The sequence below is a fragment of the Streptomyces sp. CA-278952 genome, from assembly GCF_028747205.1.
GTDB lineage: Bacteria > Actinomycetota > Actinomycetes > Streptomycetales > Streptomycetaceae > Streptomyces.
Window position 1 is genome coordinate 3,033,313 of the sequence record NZ_CP112880.1, and the last position, 23,398, is coordinate 3,056,710.

Annotated in this window: 25 protein-coding genes; 15 read left to right on the forward strand and 10 right to left on the reverse strand. The window is 70.1% G+C overall.

Going from position 1 to position 23,398, the window contains the following annotated elements; all coding sequences use genetic code 11:
• Positions 1 to 7 precede the first annotated feature (7 nt).
• Positions 8 to 1,090: an epoxide hydrolase family protein gene (locus N7925_RS13220; protein WP_265599851.1), complete on the reverse strand. Its 1,083-nt coding sequence runs from the start codon at positions 1,088 to 1,090 to the stop codon at positions 8 to 10.
• A gap of 144 nt (positions 1,091 to 1,234) precedes the next feature.
• Between N7925_RS13220 and N7925_RS13225 the strand changes: the two genes are divergently transcribed.
• Complete coding sequence (locus N7925_RS13225; RefSeq protein WP_265599852.1) at positions 1,235 to 1,690, forward strand: MarR family winged helix-turn-helix transcriptional regulator; 456 nt, start codon at positions 1,235 to 1,237, stop codon at positions 1,688 to 1,690.
• 191 nt (positions 1,691 to 1,881) lie between these two features.
• Complete coding sequence (locus tag N7925_RS13230; RefSeq protein WP_265599853.1) at positions 1,882 to 2,406, forward strand: hypothetical protein; 525 nt, start codon at positions 1,882 to 1,884, stop codon at positions 2,404 to 2,406.
• Here the strand turns inward: N7925_RS13230 and N7925_RS13235 are convergent, their stop codons facing one another.
• The 3 genes from N7925_RS13235 to N7925_RS13245 form a co-directional block, all read right to left on the reverse strand.
• On the reverse strand, positions 2,407 to 3,591 hold the full coding sequence (locus N7925_RS13235) for a hypothetical protein (protein ID WP_274346453.1): 1,185 nt from the start codon (positions 3,589 to 3,591) through the stop codon (positions 2,407 to 2,409).
• A 267-nt stretch (positions 3,592 to 3,858) separates the two neighbouring features.
• Positions 3,859 to 4,667, reverse strand: a protein-coding gene (locus N7925_RS13240; RefSeq protein WP_274342618.1) for an IS5 family transposase whose coding sequence is annotated in 2 segments (ribosomal slippage) — positions 3,859 to 4,328 and positions 4,328 to 4,667 — 810 coding nt in all. Because the reading frame shifts where the segments join, the coding sequence is not laid out codon by codon here.
• Between the two features lie 168 nt (positions 4,668 to 4,835).
• On the reverse strand, positions 4,836 to 5,255 hold the full coding sequence (locus tag N7925_RS13245; RefSeq protein ID WP_274343965.1) for an ATP-binding protein: 420 nt from the start codon (positions 5,253 to 5,255) through the stop codon (positions 4,836 to 4,838).
• Positions 5,256 to 5,390: 135 nt separating this feature from the next.
• Here N7925_RS13245 and N7925_RS13250 point away from each other — a divergent pair, with 135 nt between their 5' ends.
• From N7925_RS13250 to N7925_RS13295, 10 genes are all read left to right on the forward strand, one after another.
• Positions 5,391 to 6,272, forward strand: coding sequence for a helix-turn-helix domain-containing protein (locus N7925_RS13250; protein WP_274343966.1), 882 nt, complete (start codon positions 5,391 to 5,393; stop codon positions 6,270 to 6,272).
• Positions 6,269 to 6,460, forward strand: coding sequence for a DUF397 domain-containing protein (locus N7925_RS13255; protein WP_274343967.1), 192 nt, complete (start codon positions 6,269 to 6,271; stop codon positions 6,458 to 6,460). The genes N7925_RS13250 and N7925_RS13255 overlap by 4 nt, the downstream gene beginning before the upstream one ends.
• 3 nt (positions 6,461 to 6,463) lie before the next feature.
• Positions 6,464 to 6,862 (forward strand): VOC family protein, encoded by a 399-nt coding sequence (locus N7925_RS13260; protein WP_007453133.1) that lies wholly within the window; start codon positions 6,464 to 6,466, stop codon positions 6,860 to 6,862.
• 365 nt (positions 6,863 to 7,227) lie between these two features.
• The gene (locus tag N7925_RS13265) at positions 7,228 to 7,614 is read left to right on the forward strand and encodes a DUF3592 domain-containing protein (RefSeq protein ID WP_274343968.1); all 387 of its coding nucleotides are present in this window, start codon (positions 7,228 to 7,230) and stop codon (positions 7,612 to 7,614) included.
• Positions 7,615 to 8,033: 419 nt separating this feature from the next.
• Complete coding sequence (locus tag N7925_RS13270; protein ID WP_274343969.1) at positions 8,034 to 8,654, forward strand: RNA polymerase sigma factor; 621 nt, start codon at positions 8,034 to 8,036, stop codon at positions 8,652 to 8,654.
• Positions 8,642 to 9,640, forward strand: coding sequence for a CU044_5270 family protein (locus N7925_RS13275; protein ID WP_274343970.1), 999 nt, complete (start codon positions 8,642 to 8,644; stop codon positions 9,638 to 9,640). The genes N7925_RS13270 and N7925_RS13275 overlap by 13 nt, the downstream gene beginning before the upstream one ends.
• Before the next feature lie 426 nt (positions 9,641 to 10,066).
• Entirely contained in the window at positions 10,067 to 10,948 is an 882-nt protein-coding gene (locus tag N7925_RS13280) for a hypothetical protein (protein ID WP_274343971.1), read from the forward strand.
• Positions 10,949 to 11,003: 55 nt separating this feature from the next.
• Complete coding sequence (locus tag N7925_RS13285) at positions 11,004 to 11,579, forward strand: hypothetical protein (RefSeq protein WP_274343972.1); 576 nt, start codon at positions 11,004 to 11,006, stop codon at positions 11,577 to 11,579.
• A gap of 223 nt (positions 11,580 to 11,802) precedes the next feature.
• Positions 11,803 to 12,798 (forward strand): type I pantothenate kinase, encoded by a 996-nt coding sequence (gene coaA / locus N7925_RS13290; protein ID WP_274343973.1) that lies wholly within the window; start codon positions 11,803 to 11,805, stop codon positions 12,796 to 12,798.
• A gap of 65 nt (positions 12,799 to 12,863) precedes the next feature.
• Positions 12,864 to 13,829 carry a DUF389 domain-containing protein gene (locus tag N7925_RS13295; RefSeq protein WP_265599864.1) on the forward strand — a complete coding sequence of 322 codons (966 nt, stop codon included), beginning with the start codon at positions 12,864 to 12,866 and terminating at the stop codon, positions 13,827 to 13,829.
• Between the two features lie 33 nt (positions 13,830 to 13,862).
• Here N7925_RS13295 and N7925_RS13300 read toward each other — a convergent pair whose 3' ends face one another.
• The gene (locus N7925_RS13300; RefSeq protein WP_274343974.1) at positions 13,863 to 15,449 is read right to left on the reverse strand and encodes an MFS transporter; all 1,587 of its coding nucleotides are present in this window, start codon (positions 15,447 to 15,449) and stop codon (positions 13,863 to 13,865) included.
• Between the two features lie 59 nt (positions 15,450 to 15,508).
• Positions 15,509 to 16,135, reverse strand: a complete 627-nt coding sequence (locus tag N7925_RS13305) for an NADPH-dependent FMN reductase (RefSeq protein ID WP_265599866.1) — start codon at positions 16,133 to 16,135, stop codon at positions 15,509 to 15,511.
• A 94-nt stretch (positions 16,136 to 16,229) separates the two neighbouring features.
• Between N7925_RS13305 and N7925_RS13310 the strand changes: the two genes are divergently transcribed.
• Complete coding sequence (locus tag N7925_RS13310; RefSeq protein WP_274343975.1) at positions 16,230 to 16,916, forward strand: TetR/AcrR family transcriptional regulator; 687 nt, start codon at positions 16,230 to 16,232, stop codon at positions 16,914 to 16,916.
• Positions 16,917 to 17,115: 199 nt separating this feature from the next.
• Here N7925_RS13310 and glmM read toward each other — a convergent pair whose 3' ends face one another.
• From glmM to N7925_RS13330, 4 genes are all read right to left on the reverse strand, one after another.
• Positions 17,116 to 18,474: a phosphoglucosamine mutase gene (glmM, locus tag N7925_RS13315; RefSeq protein ID WP_265599868.1), complete on the reverse strand. Its 1,359-nt coding sequence runs from the start codon at positions 18,472 to 18,474 to the stop codon at positions 17,116 to 17,118.
• A 282-nt stretch (positions 18,475 to 18,756) separates the two neighbouring features.
• The gene (rpsI, locus tag N7925_RS13320; RefSeq protein WP_416222889.1) at positions 18,757 to 19,293 is read right to left on the reverse strand and encodes a 30S ribosomal protein S9; all 537 of its coding nucleotides are present in this window, start codon (positions 19,291 to 19,293) and stop codon (positions 18,757 to 18,759) included.
• A gap of 44 nt (positions 19,294 to 19,337) precedes the next feature.
• On the reverse strand, positions 19,338 to 19,781 hold the full coding sequence (gene rplM, locus N7925_RS13325) for a 50S ribosomal protein L13 (protein WP_007453147.1): 444 nt from the start codon (positions 19,779 to 19,781) through the stop codon (positions 19,338 to 19,340).
• Between the two features lie 536 nt (positions 19,782 to 20,317).
• Positions 20,318 to 21,937 (reverse strand): ABC-F family ATP-binding cassette domain-containing protein, encoded by a 1,620-nt coding sequence (locus tag N7925_RS13330; protein WP_265599869.1) that lies wholly within the window; start codon positions 21,935 to 21,937, stop codon positions 20,318 to 20,320.
• Positions 21,938 to 22,038: 101 nt separating this feature from the next.
• On the opposite strand from N7925_RS13330, the gene N7925_RS13335 reads away from it, so the two are divergent.
• Complete coding sequence (locus N7925_RS13335; RefSeq protein ID WP_274343976.1) at positions 22,039 to 22,887, forward strand: hypothetical protein; 849 nt, start codon at positions 22,039 to 22,041, stop codon at positions 22,885 to 22,887.
• Between the two features lie 130 nt (positions 22,888 to 23,017).
• A complete protein-coding gene (locus N7925_RS13340) occupies positions 23,018 to 23,398 on the forward strand; it encodes a hypothetical protein (protein WP_274343977.1) in 381 nt (126 codons plus the stop codon).

Here is a 23,398-nt window from a genome sequence, read left to right on the forward strand (position 1 = left end):
CCTGCGGCTACGCGACGCGGTTGAGGAAAAACTCCCGGACGTCCCCGGCGAACAGCTCCGGCACCTCCATCGCCGCGAAGTGACCGCCGCGGTCGAACTCCGACCAGTGCCTGATGTCGTACAACCGCTCGGCCAGCGGTCGCACCGACTGCGTGATGTCGTGGGCGAACACCGCCACGCCGACCGGCACCGGGCACAGCTCGGTCCGCCGCGCCGCCTCTCGGTGCAGTCGCGCCGAGGAAGCCGCGGTGGCGGTCAGCCAGTACAGCGATACGTCGGTGAGTATCCGCTCGTCGCTGATCGGCGTACGGGGGTCGGTCCACTGGGCGAAGCGCTCGGCGATCCAGGCCAGTTGGCCGACCGGCGAGTCGGTCAGCGCGTAGCCGATGGTCTGCGGGGTGGCGGCCTGGAGGGCCTGGTACGGCGGACGGTTCGCCATCATCCGCCTGACCTTGCCCAGCCGGGCCTCGTCCTCCTCGGACAGGTCCACGCCGGCGTCCGGGTCCGGCCGGGTCGGCAGGTAGTTGACGTGCACGCCGACCACCTGATCGGGCGCCACCGCGCCGAGCGCCATGGAGATGCCCGAGCCGAAGTCGCCGCCCTGCGCGCCGTAGTGCTCGTACCCGAGCCGCCGCATGAGCTCCGCCCAGGCCCGTGCGATCCGGACCATGTCCCAGCCGCGCTCGTGGGTCGGCCCGGAGAAGCCGTAGCCCGGGATGGACGGGATCACCAGGTGGAAGTCGCGCGCCAGCGGCCCGATCACGTCGAGGAACTCCAGGAAGGACCCGGGCCAGCCGTGGGTGAGTATCAGCGCGCGTGCGTCCGCTCTCGGGGACCGGACGTGGACGAAGTGAACGTTCTGGCCGTCGATCTCGGTGGTGAAGTGCGGAAGTTCGTTGAGCGCGGCCTCGTGCTCGCGCCAGTCGTACCCGGTACGCCAGTGGTCGGCCAGTTCCTTGAGCCGCGCCAGCGGGAAGCCGTAGTCCCACCCGGCGTCGGCGATCTCGTTGGGCCAGCGGGTGCGGGAGAGCCGGTCGTTCAGGTCGTCGAGGTCAGCCTGGGGGATGTCGATGCGGAACGGCTTGATCATGGTGATGGCTCCATGGTTACGGGGTCGGTGATCCCATGACGGTCGACGTGGTCCACGATCCCACATCGTTGGTTGCTCCAACGTTGGCTTGACCCACCATAAGCTCGATCGTGGGTGCGGCCAACAAGTTGTTACATTGCGTCCGTGGACACGGAACATGGGACGCCGCAGCGGCTGCGCGCGCTGTCGAGCAGGCTGGTCAACCAGGCGGCGCTGGCCGCCAACCGGATCGTGGACCAAGAGCTGGTCCGGGCCGGCGCCCGGCGCTACCACTACGCCCTGCTGGCGGCGGCGGAGGAGTACGGTCCGGCCAGCCAGGCCGACCTCGGCCGCCGCACCGGCATCGACCGCAGCGACATGGTGGCGACGGTCAACGACCTCGCGGAAAGGCGGCTCCTGGAGCGCGCACCCGACCCGGAGGACCGCCGGCGCAACGTCATCACCATCACCCCGGCAGGCCGAAAGGAACTCACCCATCTCGATGAGCTGCTCGCCGCCGCCCAGGACGAGTTCCTCGCCCCGCTGCCCACGGCCGACCGGCAGAACCTGATCGACCTGCTCACCCGCCTCGTGGATCACCACCACGGCGACCACGGCTGAACGCACGCAGCGCACCGCACCGCACCGCACCGCACCGGCAACGCGCGCAGGGGGACGGGGTCGCACGGACCACCTCTGCCCGCAGGCTCCCCGGCCCGGCCCGCGTCGTGGTGTTCCCTTGGTGAGCGACCCGGACCATGCTTCGGAGTCAGGCGTCCCCGACCTCTGACTCCGACCCATGGGGAGTTCTCATGCGCAGCATCGTTCTCGGCGCTCTCGGCACGGCCTGCGTGGCCGTGGTGACACTCGGCACGGGCCACGCGGCGGCGGCCCCGGCCACCACCGCTCCGCAGGTGTCCGGCTGGGAACCGGCCCCCTCGGCCCCCTGGGACGTCGCGGCGGGCGAGCGGTGCGCGTTCGCCATCCGCGGCGAGCCGATCGTGGACGAGGTCGTACGGCGCGAACTGCCCGCGCCCGCCGAGGGCGTGACGCGGAGCGCGTACAAGGGCGACCTCGTGGTCCGGGTGACGAACAAGGAGACCGGGGCGCACTACGACGCCGACGTGAGCGGCTCCGCCCTGGTGGACGTGTACGCCTCCGGGGCCCAGTCCTGGCGCGTGGTGGGCCCGGTGCTGGTGGGCGTCGGGGACGGCAACCTCGCACGGGGGATGTACGTCGTCGACGGCGTCTACACGATCGGCATCAGCCCGACCGGAGCCAAGACCGTGACGGGCCCGGTGGTCGCGACGGACAGCATCTGCGACCGCATCGGCTGATCACGCGCCGAGCAGGCACGGCAGGTCGTCGGCGTACGCGCGGGCGTCGCGGCACCCTCCGCAGCACCCCGGCACGGACGACCGGAAGGCGCGGTCGCAGGCCTCGCAGTTCTGGAGGGGGACGACGGGCACGGCGGCGGGCAGGGGCGGCGGAAGGAGGGCGATGAGCCGGTGTCGCAGCAGCTTCGCCGGGTGCCGGAGGGGCACGGGCGGATCGTCGGTGAGCGCGACCCGCACGGCGTCCGGCCGCATGCCGCGCTCCAGCCAGGCGGCGACTCCGGGGGCGAGCCGCTCCACGTCCGCCTCGGAGAGGACGAACAGGGGCGAGGAGACCCGGAGCCCGGCGAGCAGGCGCACGGCCTCATCGAACAACGCGGCGCCGGGCCTGCGAGGAAAGGGCAACGGCGGGGGCGGCGGCTTGGGCGCGGTACGCACCGGCACGAGCCGGGGCGCGGGCTCGAACTCGGGCACGGGCACGGGCTCCCGCACCACGACCGGCCCGGACGCCGGTGCGTGGACGGGTACGGGCGCGGGCACGGGCACGGGCGCGGGCACGGGCACGGGCGCGGGCACGGGCACGGGCGCGGGTTCACGCTCCGACGACGGTACGGGTACGGGTACGGGAGCAGGCACCGTCTCCCGTACAGGCGGCTCCGGCACGGGCGCGGGGACAGGAGCGGGGACAGCGACAGGAGCGGGGACAGCGGCGGGAGCAAGGGCACCGGCAGGAGCAAGGGCATCGGCAGGAGCAGGAGCATCGGCAGGAGCAGGAGCATCGGCAGGAGCGGGGACTGCGGCTGAAGTCCCGCCAGCCCCATCCCCGGCCCTCGCCCGCCGGGCAGCCGCCTCCGGGTGGTTGTACGACTCCGTACGCGTGGTCATATGCCCGCCCTGGACGCGTTCCCTGATGCGGCGCAAGAACCCGTGGTGTTCCAACTCCCGCAGCGCGGCGGCGATGCGCGCCTCGCTCTCCGGGAAGATCGCGGCGAGCGCCTTGACGCCGATGCGCGTTCCGGCGGGCAGCGACTGGATGTGGGTGCCGAGGCCGATGGCCAGCAGGGACATGCCCCGGTGCTGGGAGAGCCGGTTGGAGATGATCGAGTAGCCGTCGGTGAGCCGGATGTTGATGTGTACGACACCGGCGGACGGGGCGCGCGGGGGCGCGCTAACCTGCTGGGTATCCATCGGGAAGTCTCCTGCTTCCTCGGTGGTCAGGTCCTCGATCGGGATGCCAGTCCCGGCCGGGGGCCGTCTCATGTCTGGGGTGGTGGTCAGCGTGAGCATATGCCCGCCAACAGGTCATAAATCCAGCCCGGTTGGCACACTTCACCCATGTGAGTGACGACGCGTACGCGCGCTCACGCGCCCGCGCGCCCAGGGGAGCCACTGGCCCGGTCAGGGTCGGGTTGGGTTATTTCCCCCGTACTTAAAGACACGTACTTACTGATCGTTTCAGAATGAGGTACGGAGTCGTCTCAAGCAGATGATGCTGCAGGCGAGTTGGAGTAGTGCGAGGTGGAGGTCGGCTCGTATCTCGTAGCGGATGCGCAGTCGTTTGAACTGGTGGAGCCAGGCGAAGGTCCGCTCGACGACCCAGCGTGTCTTGCCCAGTCCCGAGCCGTGCGGGGTGCCGCGTCGGGCGATCTTGGGTGTGATCCCACGGGCGCGGACGAGACGCCGGTACTTGTCGTAGTCGTACCCGCGGTCGGCGAACAGTCGCCGGGGCCGCTGGCGTGGCCGGCCCCGCAGGCCGCGGATGCGGGGTATGGCGTCCAGCAGAGGCATGAGCTGGGTAACATCGTGACGGTTTCCGCTGGTCAGAGAAACGGCGAGCGGGGTTCCGTGCCGGTCGACGATCAGGTGGTGCTTGCTGCCGGGCCGGGCCCGGTCGACCGGCGAAGGTCCGGTGTGAGCCCCCCTTTGAGAGCCCTGACGTGCGAGCCGTCGATCGCGGCGTCGTCCATCTCCAGCAGGCCCTCTTTACGCAGTTCCGCCAGAAGAACCTCATGCAGGCGGGGCCACACTCCGGCCTCGGTCCAGTCCCGCAGGCGCCGCCAGGCTGTCACGCCGCTGCAGCCCACCAGCTCTGCGGGAACGTCGCGCCAGCTCACACTCTTGCGCAGCACGTAGACGATGCCCCGCAGAGCAGCACGGTCATCGGCCGGCAGCCGCCCGGGATACCGGTGTCGTCGAGGCGGTCGAACCGGCAGCAGCGGGGCTATGCGTTCCCACAGGTCATCAGGCACAAGATCAGCAGACACCCAACAGATCCTGCCGACCCAACTCCCAACTGCCAAGCCACCACACCGATCTCATTCTGAAACGATCAGTTAAAAGCTTTTACGTCGCGGGTGACCGCGACGCGGTCCACCACGTCGCGGCCCCCCACATCCCGGCTCACCGGGTCGCGGTTCACCGGGTCGCGGTAGTCACGATCCGGTGAGCGCCACCTCCGCCCAGACGGTCTTGCGCGGGAACGGCCCGTGCTCCGTGCCCCACCGCACCGACAACGCCTGGACGAGCAACAGCCCGCGCCCGCTCTCGGAGTCGGCGGCCGGGGCCTGCTTCCCCGGGAGGCTCTCGCCCCGGGTGTCGACGACCTCGATCCGCAGGATGTCGTCGTACACGCTGAGCAGGATCCGGAAGTCCCGCCCCGGGACGTGCCCGTGCAGCGCCGCGTTGGTCGCCAGCTCGCCGATGACGAGCCCCGCGTCCTCCAGCGGCAGCCCCCAGGAGCGCAGTTGTTCGGTGGCGAGCAGCCGGGCGAGGCGAGCGCCCCGACGGGTGGCGGAGAGCTGGACGGTGAACTGTCCGGTGCGAGCCCTCGGTTGGGTGATTCTCTGGTTCATGTCACTCCGAGTGTCCGGACGTATCTACTCTGAGAAGCACTGACGCGCGTACGGACAGTGACTGTCCCCGGTGTACCGGGCCCCGTCCCCGCCGTACACGTCCGGCACACGGACACGGGTGGAGGCTTCTGCCGCATGACTGGCATGAACAACCAGGACCACGACGACCGCACGGCGCTCGACGGGGACGACGAGGACCAGGATTTCGGCCTGGAGGACGACTCCGGCGCGGTCATCGCGGCGGTCGGCCGACAGATCAAGCTCTGGCGAGAGTCGGCCGGACTGCGCGCCGCCGAGCTGGGCACGGCCATCGGGTACAGCGAGAACCTGGTCTTCAAGGTCGAGGGCGGCCGGCGCATCCCGAAGCCGGAGTTCCTGGACCGGACCGATGACGCCGTGGGCGCGGGCGGCAAGATCTCAGCGATGAAGAAGGACGTGGAGGAGGCGCGGTATCCGAAGAAGGTCCGCGACCTGACGAAGCTGGAGGCGGAGGCTGTCGAGATCGGCTCGTACGCGAATGGAGTGATCGACGGGCTTCTCCAGACCGAGGAATACGCACGAGCCCTGTACCGCGAGCGACGCCCCGCGTACAGCGAGGAAGACATCGAGCGTCTGGTGACGGCCCGCATGGCCCGGCAGGTGGTATTCGACCGACGGCCCGCGCCGCTGCTGACCTTCGTCCAGGAGGAGGCGACCCTGCGCAGGCGGACCGGAGGCAGAATGGTTCTGCGTCGCCAGCTCGAACACCTACTTGAGCTGAGCCAGTTGCGGCATGTCGAGATCCAGGTCATGCCGTTGGAGGCAGAGGAGCACGCGGGCCTGGGCGGTTCGCACCGCATCCTTAAACTCAAGGACGGTAAAACCGTCGGGCTCAACGAGGTTCAGCTCATCAGTGGGCTGATCACGGATCCGAGGCAGGTGCAGATCCTGGAGATGCGGTACAACCTGATTCGATCGCAGGCCCTTACGCCCCGTCTGTCACGGGAATTTATCGAGAAACTACTGGGAGAGACATGAGCACCACGGAGCTGACCTGGTTCAAGAGCAGCTACAGCACCAACGACGGCCCGTCATGCGTCGAGGTCGCGGCTGCCCCCGCCACCATCCACGTACGCGACAGCAAGCAACTCCCCGCCGGCGGCCCGCACCTCGGCTTCGCCCCCGCCGCCTGGGCGGACTTCGTCACGTACGCGTCGGAGGTCTGAGCCATGTCCGTACCGCCGACCGTGCGGGTCAAGGCCTTCGACCACCTCGTCCTCAACGTCGGGGACGTCGAGCGGGCCATCGCGTTCTACTGCGGGCCGCTGGGCCTGGAGCCCGTACGGGTCGAGGAGTGGCGGGCGGGGAAGGTCCCGTTCCCCTCGGTCCGGGTCAGCCCGACCACGATCATCGACCTGCTGGACCGTCCGCGCGGCGAGTCGAACGTGGACCACATCTGCCTCGTCGTCGACCCGCTCGACTGGCAGGAGGTCATCGACTCCGGGGTGTTCACGGTGAAGGAGGGCCCGGTCCCCCGCTTCGGGGCCCGGGGCTCGGCCACCTCGGTCTACGTACTCGACCCGGACGGCAACACGGTCGAGCTGCGCTGGTATCCGCAGGACGCGTGAGGGCGGGCCGATCCACGCACGGCACGGATGGGCGGTGAAGCGTCTCACGGGACGCCTCACCGCCCGTGAACCATTCCGGCCGCTGCGAGGGCAACAAGGGTGACAGCCTGACAGCCACACCGACCGACGCCCCCTGGAGGCCCAGCGATCGGACGGGTGAAGCGTCGGCGGCAGACCACACACCTTCGACCGCGAGCTCCACAAGACTCACAACGTCGTCGAACGCTCGCCGCTCGTAACCGCGCCGGACTCCGCCTCACCCAACTCATCCTCTGGCTACGCGAGCCGACAACGCAGTTCCCGAGCGCAACGACGGCTGGTTGAATGCTCATCAGTGCCGCTGCGAAGCTGGGGGAATTTTGAGATTGCAGGACACGATCGCCTACGACTGCGTCGCAGCCTTGCTTTTGCTGACAGCGGTCTGGCAGATGCGACGCCGGCTGACGCTTCGGTTCCGGGGCGTCGAGGCCACCGCTCGGTGCTTCGATCGTGATTGGCGAGGGAAGGGCGGCCCGCAGTTCCTTCTGAGCTACACGACGCCAGATGGTGTCAAGCGGACCCACAGTGCAGACGAAGGCCACGTCCCCGTCGGCACCCGAGAAGGGGACAGCGTGACAGTCCTCTACGACCCGATGTCCCCTGGGCGCGCGGAGACGGCGCTCGTTTCCCGCAAGCCACTTTGGCAGCACTACGACATGGCGGGTCTGCTGGGTGTCGCCCTCATTATCGTGCTGGTGGTGCACGTCCTGTAGGAGGTGCGCAGTGGGAGCAGTCCGACGTCGGGGTCCAACGCTCTCTCCAACGATCCGAGGACCAGTGCGTCACACGCACGTTGCTCCTGCTCTCTGAGCACGCACCACCCCGTCGAGCGGGCAACGCCACCCGGCCTGTCCGGCAGAGACTCTGCCGGCCGATCCCTCAGGCCGACCAGACGCACAGAGGCCTGTGCTGCCACCGTAGGCAGCCAGCCCCGGGGCGCAGTGATCCGGGCCCACTGGCGAAAGGCTTCCGGCCGCCGACGTGCCCGATCACCGGCTGTTCTTCCCGCCCGGTCCGGCGTCGCTTCACCGCAGGAACCCACGCAGAGCTAGCGCAGGGCCCGTGAACCTTTCCGGCCGCTGCGGGCAACAGGGGTGACAGCCACACCGACCGACGCACCCCTGGAGGCGCAGTGACCGGACCACCTCCGGCACGCCCCGGCGCAGCGAGCGACGGCAGAGACGACGCCGACGTCATCACTCAGTCTCTCGACGAGCCCGAACTGTTCGCCGGGCTGTACGACCGGCACGCGCCGGACATCCACCGCTACGCCGCCCGCCGCCTCGGGGAGGGCGCGGCGGACGACATCACGGCGGAGACGTTCCTCATCGCGTTCCGCACCCGGGGCCGCTACGACACCGCCCACCGGCTGGCCCGGCCCTGGCTGTACGGCATCGCGGCCAACCTGATCGGCAAGCACCGCCGTACGGAGGTCCGCGCGCTGAAGGCGCTGGCCCGGACCGGCCACGACCCGGTGGCCGCGTCCTGGAGCGACCGCTCGGACGACCGGCTCACCGTCCAGGCCCCGCTGGCGGGCGCGCTGGCCTCACTCTCCCCCGGCGACCGGCACGTCCTGCTGCTCGTCGCCTGGGCGGACCTCGGCTACCAGGAGGTGGCCGACGCGCTGCGGATACCGCTGGGCACGGTCAGGTCCCGGCTGAACCGGGCCCGCCGCAAGGTCCGCGAGTCCCTGAACACCGACCCGGCGTTCACCTCGGCCGAACAGGAGCTGAACCCGTCATGGACGAACTGACCCAGCTGCGGGAGCTGCGCGCCGACGCCCCCGTACCCGACCGCGCAGGCCTCGCCCCCGGCCGCGAACGCCTGACCGACGCCATCGCGGGCCGGAACCGCCGCGCCCGCGGGCTGCGGGCCGACTGGCGGATCGCCTCGCTCGGCGCGGTGGTGGCGATCACCGCGGCGGCGCTGTTCATCACCCAGATCGTGGACGCCCCCGCGCCCCGGCCCCCGGCCCCGGCGACAGTGGCGGGCGACCTCGACCTGTCCGGACCGGAGGCCGCCCTGGGACGGGCCGCCGACTTCCTGGACCGGCAGGAGGTGCCGCCGGAGCCGCGCCCCGACCAGTGGATCTACCTCCGGGCGGTCGGCGGAGAGCCTGCCCAGCCGACCAGGAAGGACGGGTCGGACCCCGGGATGACGGGCTCCGTGGGGGAGTCGGATCCCGACTCCTGGATCCCGTACGACGACAAGGCCGCGGAGAACGACGCGTCCGACACCGACTACCGCACCGCCCGCGAGTCCTACCGGCTCGCTGCGGCACTGCCGGAGAACCCCGAGGCGCTCCTCGCGAAACTGCGGAAGGTCTTCCCCACCGGCAGCGGGGCCGAGAGTCCCCGCGAGTCCAAGGACGAGCACAGCTTCCGCGCCCTGACCGTCCTGCTGGAGTCGTACCCCATCCCGCCCGACGCGCTGGCCCGCATCTACCGGGCGATGGCCATGGTCGGGGGCGTCGAGGTGACCGACCACCTGATCCGGGACGCCTCCGGTCGCGAGGTCATCGCAGTGACCCGCGACCACGACGAGAGCGCCACCCGGAGCGAGATCCTCATCGACCCGGTGGACTACAGCTACGCGGGACAACGCTACGTCGTCACCAGGACACACGAGATCTCCGGCCCCGGTGACCTCGATCCCATGGTCTACAAGCGCGGCGACGTCCTGATGGACATCGCGAGGACCAAGGCGGCCGTCGTCGACGCCAAGGGCCAGAAGCCCTGACCGTACGGCTCGCAGAGGGCTCGGGCGCGGGCCCGGTGTCCGGCACAGGGGAGCGGACACCGGGCCCGTGGCCGTACCTCCCGTCGGTAGGCCTTCCGGACCTGCGCAACGTGAGGGCGATGAGGTGCACAGCATGACATCTCGCCTGGCCCGGTGAGGTGGTCTCGGTATCTCGATGTGGATAACGGAGCAACAAGACCAAGTGGTCGGGAATGAGCGCTGTACCGCCGATGCCAGCGGTGCCGCACGTACAGAGTCGGAGGCTGGAACGTACTCGATCCCAAGCAGTACTCACACAGTGGTTACAGGTTGTCCTTCCACCTTGATCTCTCAACATGTGCTCTCTCAAGTACCCGCTCACGCGGACGGGTGGCGAGGGGCTGAACTGGTTGTTCTACCGACGGCAGTTCGTCTAACTTCGGCGGCATGAAGACGACTTCGCTGACCGAGCGGGACGTACAGGCGGTGAAGGCGACTGGCCGTGACACCCGCACGGAAATCCTCCGCCGCTCGATCCGCGCCAACGTGCCCCTGCGCAAGACATTCGTACAGGCCCCCAGAACCGCTACAAGCCGGCACGGACCGCTCAGCGAGTTCGTCACCGGGCGGGACCTGCGCGGGCTGAAGGCGTACCTCCTCATCGTGGCCGCATGCAGCAACGGCACTGCCGGCTGGACGACCAGGCACGACAGCGCCGTGTGGGCACGAATGATGGACATCGACCGAACCGCCACCGAGCAGGCCGCCCGCACGGGCGCCTGGCGAGCTCTGCGTCGGCTCCAGCAGCGAAAGCTGATCAGCTGCAGCCGTTCCGGCACGACGATCACCGTCACTCTGCTGCGCGAGGACGGGAGCGGCTCCCCCTACGAGCGGCCGCTGGGCAAGACGGAGGAGGACCTGTACCTGCAGATGCCCTCCGTCTTTTGGACCAAGGGCTACGACGAGCGGGTCGACCTCCCGTCCCTTGCGTTGCTCCTGGTGATTCTGCGCGAGAAGAACTGGTCGAAGTTCCCCGCCGAGATGGCTCCGAAGTGGTACGGATGGTCGGCCGACACCCACGAGCGCGGTGTGAAGGGGCTGCTTGAACTCGGTCTCGTCGAGCGCCGAAAAGAGTTCAGGAAAGCCCCGCTGGCGCCCAGCGGCTTCACGATGGCCTACCAGTACCAGCGTGCTGCCATCATGCGTCCCCGCAAGCCCCGAAAGCCCCGTAAGCCGGCTGTCATGGGCCTCGCCGGCAGCGCGAGCGAAAGGGCGGGTTGCAACGGTCCCGAGGAATCTGCTGCTGCGGCCACCCGGCGGGGGAGGTGACCTCATCGGCACCTTCAGGGGGGAACGTCCGCGTACCCACACCGGCAACGATGAGGTGAAAACCGCCTGGCTGGACGAGTCTTTCCGCGAGCACGAGTCCGACGGCTTCTACATCATCGCCGGCACGATTCTCGATCCTGCCTCCGAAGCCGACGCCCGACGGGCCATGCGGAGTCTGAAGGGACCGCGTCACACGGCGAAGCTGCACTGGACCGAGATGGACCGCGCCGAGCGCAAGGACGCCACTCGGATCGTGGCTGCCCAGAAAGGGCTGCACGTCGTGTCGATCGGCGCACCCGTTCCCCAGCGCAGGCAGGAGAGAGCTCGCAGCAAGTGTCTGAGCGCCCTCGCCGTGGAGCTTCACGGCTTCGGCATCTCTCATCTCTGTCTGGAGGCGCGACAGGAGGAACTCAACGCCCGGGACGTTCGCACCGTAGCCGCAGTCCGGCAGACCGTGCTCCCCAGGGGCACCGTCATGCGAGCAGAACACGTTCCCGGCGCCAAGGAGCCTTTGCTGTGGATCTCGGACATCGTCGCGGGAGCCGTACGCACCGAGCGGCTGGGTGACAGCCGCTACACGGATCTACTGGGCGAGACACTGATCGACTTCGACGTGTCCACCGACTGCTGAAAAGGGAGGGAGCTCAGAAAAGACGCCGAGCCAGGCTCCCGGTCTGCCCCAGGTCACCTGGCTCCACTTCCAGCCGCCCGCGGCGACCAGCTTGCCCCCACCGTACCGCTCGGTGTATTGCGCTGCAAGATGATGCACGGTAGTCCGGCGTCTGGTGTTCGGTCGCCACCCACGTGACCGACCCCACCCCCCACTCCGTTCGAACTCCCGCAACAATGAACAGGTGATCACCTCACCCGCACGGAGCCCCCACCGTCGCACCGAGCACGCGCCGACCCCCTACGTCGACCTCTCGCGCGACGAGTGGAGCGCGCTGCGGGACAAGACCCCGCTGCCACTGACCGCCGAAGAGGTGGAGCGGCTGCGGGGGCTCGGGGACGTCATCGACCTGGACGAGGTGCGGGACGTCTATCTGCCGCTCTCCCGGCTGCTCAACCTGTACGTCCAGGCCACCTCCGGGCTGCGCGGCGCGCTGAACACCTTCCTCGGGGACGCCGGGAACGGGCACGGGGCGCAGCGCGGCACCCCGTTCGTCATAGGGGTCGCGGGCAGCGTCGCCGTCGGGAAGTCCACCAGCGCCCGTATCCTCCAGGCGCTGCTGGCCCGCTGGCCCGAGCACCCGCGCGTCGAGCTGGTGACCACGGACGGCTTCCTGCTGCCGATGAAGGAGCTCAAGGCGCGCGGGCTGACCTCCCGCAAGGGGTTCCCGGAGTCCTACGACCGGCGCGCCCTGACCCGCTTCGTCGCCGACATCAAGGCGGGCAAGGACGAGGTGACCGCACCCGTCTACTCGCACCTGATCTACGACATCGTCCCCGGCGAACGGCTCACCGTGCGCCGCCCCGACATCCTCATCGTCGAGGGCCTCAACGTCCTCCAGCCCGCACTGCCCGGCAGCGACGGCCGCACCAGGGTCGGGCTCGCCGACTACTTCGACTTCAGCGTGTACGTGGACGCACGGGCCGAGGACATCGAGACCTGGTACCTGAACCGTTTCCGCAAGCTGCGCGCCACCGCGTTCCAGGACCCGTCCTCGTACTTCCGCAAGTACACCCAGGTCTCCGAGGAGGAGGCGCTGGACTACGCGCGCACCATGTGGCGGACCATCAACAAGCCGAATCTGCTGGAGAACGTGGCTCCGACGCGCGGCCGTGCCACCCTGGTGCTCCGCAAGGGGCCGGACCACAAGGTCCAGAAGCTGTCCCTGCGCAAGCTCTGACCGCTCCGCTCTCTCCGACCGCTCCGCCCTCTTCGACCACTCCGACCCGGAAGGGCGGCCGCCGCGTGCTGCACCTGCGTCTGATCGTGCCCGCCGACACCACGGACGAGGTCGTCGCCCTGCTGGAGTCGACCGTCGGCACCGCCCACCTGGTGGTCCTGCCGGGCGCCGCCCGCTCCCCCGCCGGTGACGTGGTGATGTGCGACGTGGCGCGCGAGGCCGGCGACGAGCTGATCGGTGCGCTGCGCCGGCTCGGCATCGACCGGTCCGGGTCGATCACCATGGAGAACATGGAGCTGACGCTCTCCGACCACGCCGACCGGGCGGAGCAGGAGGCCCCGGGCGACGGCGCCGACGCCGTGCTGTGGGAGGAGCTGACGGAGGCGACGCACGAGGAGTCGACGTTCTCCATCACCTACGTCTCCTTCCTCGCCCTCGCCACGATGCTCGCCGCCTGCGGGGTGATGCTCGACAACGCGGTGCTGATCGTGGGCGCGATGGCGGTCGGCCCGGAGTTCGGGCCCCTGGCCGGGATCTCCACGGCCGTGGTGCAACGTGCCCCGCGCCTGGTCGCACGGTCGCTGTGGGCGCTGATCGGCGGGTTCGCGCTGGCGATGCTGATCACCGCGGGCTTCGCCTGGCTGATGGACGCCTTCGGCCTCTTCAACAGCGGGATGATCGACAAGCCCCGGCCCAACACCGGGTTCATCTGGCACCCGGACTGGATGTCGTTCGTGGTGGCGTTCCTCGCGGGCGTCGCCGGGACGCTCTCGCTCACCTCCGCGAAGTCCGGGGCGCTGATCGGGGTGGCGATCTCGGTGACGACCGTCCCGGCCGCCGCCAACGCGGCCGTCGCGTTCAGCTACTCCGACTACCAGCAGACCATCGGCTCCGGGCAGCAACTGCTCGCCAACCTCGGCGGGATCATCCTCGCGGGCATGCTCACGATGTTGCTCCAGAAGGCCCTGCTGAGGTTCCGGCGCGCGCGGAAGCCCCCGGCGAGCACACCGGGGGCCTCGGTGGGGGTGTGACCGCTCCCGCACGTCCGTGCCCCTCCGCGCGATTCACCTGTCGGCGGGACGCGACCCGGGACCGGATCCGGGTCGGGCGGTCCCGGCACGTGCCGGGACCGGGCGACGCGCACCCGCCGCACCGGTCCGGGAGCCGGTGGTCCGTACGAGCAGCCCGGTGATGACGGCTGCGAGCGCGCACAGGGCGGCCAGGGCGAGCAGGGCGACCCGCCAGGCGTCGGTGAGGTGGCCGGCGAGGGTGCCCGCGCCGGTCGTGGGGATGTTGCCGGTGGCCACCCGCCCGGCCAGGCCCGCCTCACCGAGAGAGAGGGTGAGCAGGCCGACCAGGGCCGCGCCGAAGAGGGCGAGGACGAGGGCGTTGGCTCCGCCGCGGACAGTGTTGAGCATGCCGGCGGCCATGCCCGCGTGGTCGGAGTCGATCTGGTTCATCGCCTGGGCGTCGATGATGCCAGCGGCCAGGCCCACGCCGACGCCGACGGTCAGCAGCGGCCCGATGAGCGTCGCGATGCCGACATCGGGGCGGAGCACGCTGAGCCATGCGTTGCCCGCGGAGAGCACCAGCAGCGCCGTGGCGATGAGGGCGGCGGGGCCGACGCCGCGGTTGACCAGCCGGGCGGCGAGAGTGGGCAGAAGCATCATGGGCACGGTGGGCAGCAACATGATCAACCCGGTGCTGCTCGCGGTGTGGCCGACCGGCGACTGCAGATAGCTGGGCAGGAAGGCGAGCACCCCGCCGTAGCCGAAGGCCATGGCGGCCGCGGCCAGCAGCCACCCCATGAACCTGCGACGCCGCAGCAGCGCAAGGTCCAGGACCGGGTTGACCGCACGGCGCTCCACCGGGACCAGCGCGACGAGTCCCACGACACCCGCGCCCGCGGCGGCAAGCACGAGTGGATCGGCCCAGCCCCGGGAGGGCCCCTGGGAAACGGCGAGCATGAGACCGGCCAGGCCCACCGCCAGCACCGAGGCCCCGGCGATGTCGACGCGCGGCCGGGTGGTGGCGCGGGACTCGCGCATCGCCAGGGTGCCGGTCAGCAGGACCAGTCCGGCGCCGGTGAAGATCCCGAAGCCCAGCCGCCATCCGAGGGCGTCGACCATCCAGCCCGCCGCCGATGGCCCCAGCGCCAGGCCGAGGCCCGCGGTGGCGCCCATGGCGGCGAAGGCCCGGGAGCGGGCGGGCCCGGTGAAAGCCGCGGCCAGGAGCGCTCCCCCGGAGGCCATGACTCCGGCCGCGCCCAGGCCGGTGAGCACCCGGGCGGCCAGCAGGACCTCGATGGTCGGCGCGAGGGCCGCGGCGAGGCTGCCCCCGGCGTACACGAGAGCGCCGAGACGGTAGACGCGACGCCGCCCGAGCACGTCGGCCAGGGAGCCCGCCACGAGCATGAGCGCCGAGGCGGTCAGGAAGTAGCCGGTCACCACCCACTGGGCGGCCGCGCCGCCGGCGCCCAGGTCGGCACCGATGCGCGGAACGGCCACCCCGGCACCGGACATGGACATCGGCAGCGCGAGGAACCCGGCCAGGATCACCGGCAAGGTGGCCGGCGCCGACGGGGAGGGCCTGCCCGCCGGACCGGGATCGCCCGCGCCTCGGCTCCGAGGGTCGTCCGGTGTCGCGTACATGAGCGTCAGCCCCTCCGTGGTGGCGTCAGTTCTCGGCCGTGTTCAGCTCCGGCTCGCCGTCAGCTCCGGCTCGCCGTCAGTTCTTCGGTCGTCCGGGCGCGGACCGGGGCCAGCGCACGGCTCCACACGGTGACCTCGTCCAGCAGTGTCGTCAGGTCGTCGACGTGGCGCCCGTCCGGGGCGAAGACGCCGGTGACCGTGGGGTCGGTGATGTCGATGCCGGTGTAGTCGAAGTCGGTGAAGGTGTTCAGGGCCACCTGGGCGGCGACATCGGCGAGTTTGAGCTCGGCGGCGATCTGGCGGAGCTGCTCGACGGCGCGCACACCGCCGTTGACCCCGTAGCTGACGAACCCGACGGCCTTGTGATTCCACTCGGCGTAGAGGTAGTCGATGGCGTTCTTCAACGGGCCGGGGACGCCGTGGTTGTACTCCGGTGTCACGAACACGTAGCCGTCGAAGGCGGCGATCGCCTCCGACCACCGCTTGGTGTGTTCGTGGGCGTAGACGCCCCAGGCGGCCGAGGCCGGTTCGTCGAGGACCGGCAGCGCGAAGTCGGCCAGGTCGACCAGCTCCACCTCCACCCCCTCGGGGGCGGCCTTCCGGGCGGTGGCCAGGACCCAGTCGGCCACGGCCTCGCCCCTTCGGTGGGCGCGGGTGCTGCCGGTGACGATCGCGAGACGCGTCATGACGTTCTCCTTGGGTAAGATGTAAAGTACAACGCAGACTTTACCTGTTACGGTCGAGCGTGCACCAGATTCGATCGAGAGGCAAGGAGTCATCGTGAGCCCAGAGGCAGAGACGCCCGGGCGGTCGGCCGGGCACAGCGGGCCGGGCCGGCGACTGCGGCCGGCCAAGCACGAGGCGATCATGACCGGCGGCCGTGAGGTCTTCGCTCGCGACGGATACGCGCGGGCGAGCATCGACGCCATCGCCACGGCCTCGGAAACCTCGACGCGCACGATCTACAAGCACTTCCCGGACAAGCGCGCGCTGTTCGCCACCGTGATCGTCGACTCCGCCACGCAGGTCGCCGAGGTCGAGGTCGCCCTGATCGAACGTCATCTCTCGACCGCCACGAACGCGGGAGAGGTCGAGACCGTTCTGCGCGCGTTCGCCACCGACTGGCTCGACGACACGGGAGAGTGGCTGGCCGGCATGGCACACTCGGCGGCGCACCGGGCGTTGATCGGTCAGGTCCAGGCCGAGGCCGCCCATCTCGGCACCGAGGTCATCACCCAGTGGTGGCAGGCCGGCCCGGGGCGGGTCCGCGCGGAGCTGGCCGCAGTCTTTCGCCGGTGGGCCGAGGACGGGCTGCTGCACATCGCCGACGCCGACCGTGCCGCGGTCCACTTCTCCCGGCTCGTCTCGGCCACCCCCGGACCGCCGGCGTCAGCGGTCGGCGCGGACGAGCGCGCCGCCTGGATCGCCGACGGCGTCGCGGTGTTCGTCCGCGGGCACCGGCCCTGACCGGTCGCACCGCGCCCGCAGACGCCGCCGGACGGGCCCGGGACGACCGGAGACCGGTCGCACCGGCCCGGAAACCGGCATGAATGCTGGCCGTCGACGACGACCCTGGAGACGCGAAACCCAGGCCGTCGGCGACGACCTGCAAGATTCGCCGTACGCGTACGGCGCGGACGCACCCGTACGCGTACGGCTCCGGGCCTCAGCCCAGCGCGGACTTCACCACATCGGCCAGCCGGCCCGCGACCGCCCGCGCCTGCTCGATGTCGGCGGCCTCGACCATGACCCGCACCAGCGGCTCCGTGCCCGACTGGCGCAGCAGTACGCGCCCGGTCTCGCCCAGCTCGCGCTCCGCCTCGACGACCGCGGTGGCCAGCTCGGAGGAGGTGTTCACCCGGGTCTTGTCGACGTCGGGGACGTTGATGAGGACCTGCGGCAGGCGCTGCATGACCCCGGCCAGCTCGGCGAGACTCCGGCCGGTGGCGGCGACGCGGGCCGCCAGCATCAGGCCGGTCAGCGTGCCGTCGCCGGTCGTGGCGTGGTCCAGGACGATGACGTGCCCGGACTGCTCACCGCCGAGCGCGAAGCCCTCGGCCTTCATCGACTCCAGGACGTACCGGTCGCCGACCCCCGTCTGGACCAGCCGGATGTTCTCGCGCTCCATGGCCAGCTTGAAGCCGAGGTTCGACATCACGGTGCCGACGACGGTGTCCTTGCGCAGCGAGCCGGCGTCCCGCATCGCGAGGGCCAGTACGGCGAGGATCTGGTCGCCGTCGACCTCCTCGCCCGCCGCGTCCACGGCGAGGCAGCGGTCGGCGTCGCCGTCGTGCGCGATGCCGAGGTCGGCCCCGTGCTCGACGACGGCGGCGCGCAGCAGCTCCAGGTGGGTGGAGCCGCAGCCGTCGTTGATGTTCAGGCCGTCCGGGTCCGCCCCGATGGTGACGACCTCGGCCCCGGCCCGCGCGAACGCCTCGGGCGAGACCCGAGCGGCGGCGCCGTGCGCCTCGTCCAGGACGACCTTGAGCCCGTCGAGCCGGTTGGGCAGGACGCCGATGAGGTGGGCGACGTACCGGTCGAAGCCCTCCGTGTAGTCGGTGACCCGGCCGACTCCGGCGCCGGTCGGACGGCTCCACGGCTCACCGGTGCGGTGCTGCTCGTAGACCGTCTCGATCCGGTCCTCCAGCTCGTCGGCGAGCTTGTGGCCGCCGCGCGCGAAGAACTTGACGCCGTTGTCGGGCATCGCGTTGTGACTGGCGGAGAGCATCACACCGATGTCCGCGCCGAGCGAGCCGGTCAGATACGCCACGGCGGGCGTCGGAAGGACACCGACGCGCAGCACGTCCACGCCGGCGCTGGCCAGGCCCGCCACGACGGCGGCCTCCAGGAACTCTCCGGAGGCTCGCGGATCACGTCCGACCACGGCGGTCGGGCGATGGCCCGCGAAGGTGCCGGCCTCGGCGAGTACGTGCGCCGCCGCGACCGAGAGGCCGAGCGCGAGCTCGGCCGTCAGGTCGGCGTTGGCGACACCGCGTACTCCGTCCGTACCGAAGAGTCGTCCCACTGGTGTCCTCCGAAGTGCTCCGAAACCACAAACAACCACTGCACAGCAAACGAAACGAACTGAGCAACCAAACAACGAAAGCAAGGAAGAAGCGCAAAAACGCACGTCGGGCGGCATGGCGCGGCCGACCTGCCGGATGCGCGACGGCGCCCACCGGGCCACGATCCCACCTGGTCCGATGAACGTCTTATGCCGTTATACGCCCGCGAGCGCTGATAAACGAACGCCCCAGCAGCACGGAGTGTGCCGCCGGGGCGAACGTGACAGTCGAGCAGGCGATATTTAGCGCTTGCTGTACTGCGGGGCCTTACGGGCCTTCTTGAGACCGGCCTTCTTGCGCTCGACCGCACGGTCGTCGCGGGAGAGGAAGCCGTTCTTCTTCAGAATGGCGCGGTTGTTGTCCACGTCCGCCTCGTTCAGCGAGCGGGCCACACCGAGGCGCAGGGCACCGGCCTGACCGGAGACACCGCCACCCGAGATGCGGGCCACGACGTCGTAACGACCGTCGAGCTCAAGAACCTTGAAGGGCTCGTTGACTTCCTGCTGGTGCACCTTGTTGGGGAAGTAGTCCTCAAGGGTGCGACCGTTGATCTTCCACTTGCCGGTGCCCGGGATGATCCGGACGCGGGCGATGGCGTTCTTGCGACGGCCGAGGCCGGCCGCGGGCTGCGGGTCGCCGAAGCGGCCCGCGAGCGACTCAGAGGTGTACTCACCCTCGACGGGGACCTCGGACTCGAAGGTGGTCACCTCGGCGAAGGTCTCTTCGCCCTCGGTGCCCGCCGTGTCGTCGGCGGTCGTCTCAACAGTGGTGTCGGCCACGATGCTCCTCAGATCTTTCTGTATGTCTTAGGGGGTGGCCGGAACTACTGCGCGACCTGGGTGATCTCGAACGGGACCGGCTGCTGAGCAGCGTGCGGGTGCTGGTCGCCCGCGTAGACCTTGAGCTTCGAGATCATCTGACGACCCAGGGTGTTCTTGGGGATCATGCCCTTGATGGCCTTCTCGACGGCCTTCTCGGGGTTCTTCGCGAGAAGCTCGTCGTAGCGCACCGAACGGAGACCGCCCGGGAAGCCCGAGTGGCGGTACGCCATCTTCTGGGTCTTCTTGTTGCCGGACAGGTGAACCTTGTCGGCGTTGATGATGATGACGAAGTCGCCCATGTCCATGTGGGGGGCGTAGATCGCCTTGTGCTTGCCTCGGAGGAGGTTCGCAGCCGTGGTGGCCAGACGTCCCAGGACGATGTCCTGAGCGTCAATGATGTGCCACTGGCGCGTGACATCGCCGGGCTTGGGGCTGTACGTACGCACTTCGCAGCCTTCGCTTCTTCAGTGGATGGGATCCAGACACACGGCACCTCTGAAGCGATATGCAGCTGGGGCTCACAATCGCCGGGGACGCTGCCCGTATGCGAGCCACTGGTAACTGCTCCAGGGAACCTACGTAAGGCCCTTCGCGTGAGAACGACGAAGCCAATACGTATAACAAACCGAGAGCCTACCCGGGACCCCCCGCGCGGGTCAAAACGCCCCTGTCACACCACCCCGCCCCCGCCACACCACTCCGGCGCTCGATGCGACCTTTCCAGCCCCGTCACACCGCCCCGTCCCGCCGCATCACCCCAGCCCCGCCGGCGCTTGAGGCGACCCTTCCCGGCCCCGCCGCACCACCCCAGCCCCGCCGGCGCTTGAGGCGACCCTTCCCAGCCCCGCCGGCGTTTGAGGCGCGGGGCCCGGGGGCAGCGCCCCCGCAACGGCGCCGCACGGCCCCCGCACCGCCCCCGTACCCCGCACGCACCCCCTGGCGCCGCCCGGCTCACCCCCACCCCGCCGCCGACCGCCCAAGGTCACCGCACCCGCTGAACCCTCCGCTCGTCCCACACCGGCTCCGTCGTCTCCCGCACGACCCCGTCCGACCCGAAGACCAGATACCGGTCGAAGGACTTCGCGAACCACCGGTCGTGCGTCACGGCCATCACCGTGCCGTCGTACACCTCGAGACCGTCCTGCAACGCCTCCGCCGACTCCAGGTCCAGGTTGTCCGTGGGCTCGTCCAGCAGCAGCGCCGTCGTGCCGGCCAGCTCCAGGAGCAGGATCTGGAACCGCGCCTGCTGCCCGCCGGACAGCTTCTCGAACGGCTGGTCCCCCTGCCGCTCCAGCTCGTAGCGCCGCAGCACCGACATCGCCCCGCCCCGGTCCTTGGCGTGCTCGGACCAGAGGATCTCCACCAGCGTCTTGCCGAGCAGCTCCGGGTGCGCGTGCGTCTGGGCGAAGTGCCCGGGCACGACCCGCGCCCCGAGCTTCCACTCCCCCGTGTGCGCCACCGGCTCACCGGCCAGCAGCCGCAGGAAGTGCGACTTGCCCGACCCGTTGGAGCCGAGGACCGCGACCCGCTCCCCGTAATAGATCTCCAGGTCGAACGGCTTCATCAGCCCGGTCAGCTCCAGGCCCTTGCAGGTCACCGCCCGGACCCCGGTCCGCCCGCCGCGCAGCCGCATCCTGATGTCCTGCTCGCGCGGCGGCTCCGGCGGAGGGCCGGCCTCTTCGAACTTCTTGAAGCGCGTCTGCATCGCGTGGTAGCGGTTCGCCATGTCGGGGCTGTTCGCCGCCTGCTGCCGCATCCGCAGGACGAGCGCCTTCAGCCGGGCGTGCTCCTCCTGCCAGCGCCGCAGCAGCTCCTCGAACCGGGCGAAGCGCTCCTTGCGCGCGTCGTGGTACGTGGCGAAGCCACCGCCGTGCACCCATACGTCGCTGCCCGCCGGACTCGGCTCGACGCTGACGATTTTCTCGGCGGCGCGGGACAGCAGCTCCCGGTCGTGGGAGACGAAGAGAACCGTCTTACGGGTCTCCTTCAGCTTCCCCTCCAGCCACCGCTTGCCCGGCACGTCCAGGTAGTTGTCCGGTTCATCGAGCAGCAGGACCTCATCGGGCCCGCGCAGCAGCGCCTCAAGGACCAGCCGCTTCTGCTCACCGCCGCTGAGCGTGCGGACCTCGCGCCACTGCGCCTTCTCGTACGGGACGCCCAGCGCGGCCATGGTGCACATGTCCCAGACCGTCTCGGCCTCGTAACCCCGCGCCTCCGCCCAGTCGCTCAGCGCCTGCGCGTACGCCATCTGCGCGGCCTCGTCGTCGACGGTGAGAATGCGTTCCTCGGCCGCGTCGACGGCCTTGGCTGCCTCTCTGATCCGAGGCTGGGCCACGGAGACCAACAGGTCCCGCACCGTCCGCTCGTCCCGCACCGAGCCCACGAACTGCGGCATCACGCCGAGCCCGCCACTCACCGACACCGTGCCGCCGTGCGGCTGGAGCTCACCGGCGAGCAGCCGCAGCAAGGTCGTCTTGCCCGCCCCGTTCGCCCCGACGAGCGCGACGACGGCCCCGTCGGCCACCCGGAACGAGGCGTCACCGAGCAGCACCCGCCCGTCCGGTAGGTAGTACTCCAGGTGGCCTGCTTCGAGATGTCCCATACAGAGCATTGTCACGGTCCGCGAACTCCAGGCCCAACCGGTTTACGTCGGTCCGCGAACTCCAGGCCCAACCGGTTTACGTCACCCCCTAAACTGCGCGCATGAGCTTTGGGCAAGGGGGGGCCTCCTGGGGGCCCGGGGGCGACGGGACTCCGGACTGGGCGGCGCTGGCGGAGGAATCCGCGGCGCGCGCCCGCCGGAAGAAGCTGATGGTGATCGGCGGTGGCGCGCTGGCCACCGTGGCGATAGGCGCGATCGTGACCACGGCCGTGGTCACGTCGAGCGGCGGCGGCACGGGCAAGGCGGACAAGAACGCGAGCCAGTTGCCCGCACCCGCCGAACTCCCCGAGGACACCTCGGCACCCGCGCCCTCGTTCTCCTCGGTCGCACCGCCGCCCCCGCCGGACCCCAAGGACTACATCTCCGGCGCCGAGAAGGACAAGGCGCCGATCACCGTGGAGGGGTTCTTCCCCGGCAAGAAGCTCACCATGGGCGACCGCGTCCACCTCAAGGGCGCGACGAGCGGCTCCGCGAAGTGCACGACGGGTACCCAGGGCGCCCTCGGCTCGGTCCTCACGAACAACGGCTGTGGGCAGCTCCTCCGGGCCACCTACCGCAAGGACGGGGTGGCGGTCACCGTCGGCATCGCCGTCTTCGCGTCGGAGGCCCGCGCGAAGAAGGCCGTCGAGCAGAGCTCGGGCGGCCTGGCCTCCCTCAGCGGCGACGGCGTCGACACCTTCTGCCGGGGCGGCACGGTCTGCCTGCGCACGGCCAACTCCTACGGCCGGTACGCCTACTTCACCGTCGGCGGCTTCCTGAACGGCCAGCGGGTCACCACCGCCGACAAGGACGTCTACGCGGTCAACAAGGACCTGACGAACTTCACCTTCCGTCAGATCCACCGCCGGGGCCAGATCCAGGCCTCCCAGGCGGCACAGGCCGGTTCGTAGCCGAGCGGCCTCGAGCGACAAGGGAATACAGAAAGCTGAACGTGTTCAATACTGGACACGCGAGGGCCCGTGCCCCGCCGGGGGGCGCGGGCCCTCCGCACGTCGAGACCACCGTGCGAAGGACGACCCCATGAGCAAGCCGACAGACTCGCCCGAGGCCAGATCGTGGAGCAGGCCCGGGATCTGGAGCACGGCCCGCCGCATCGCCGTCGGCTATATCGGCCTGGTCCTGGCCGTCGCCCTCGTCAATGAGATCGCCGGTCATCCTTCGGCCCTCGACGCGACGATGACTCTGGTCGCCTTCCCAGGCGACACCGTGGTACTGGTCACCCTCATCTACCCGCTGGCCATCCTGGTCGGCGACAACACGGTCGACGAGGAGGTCACGTTCAGCCTCCTGACCCCTCTGCTCCGCGGGGCCGGGGCCCTGGTCAACATCCTGGTCGTGTGGGGCGTCATCGCCTTCGCACGCCACTTCAGGAACGAGGCCCGCAGCAGCCGCAGCCGATGA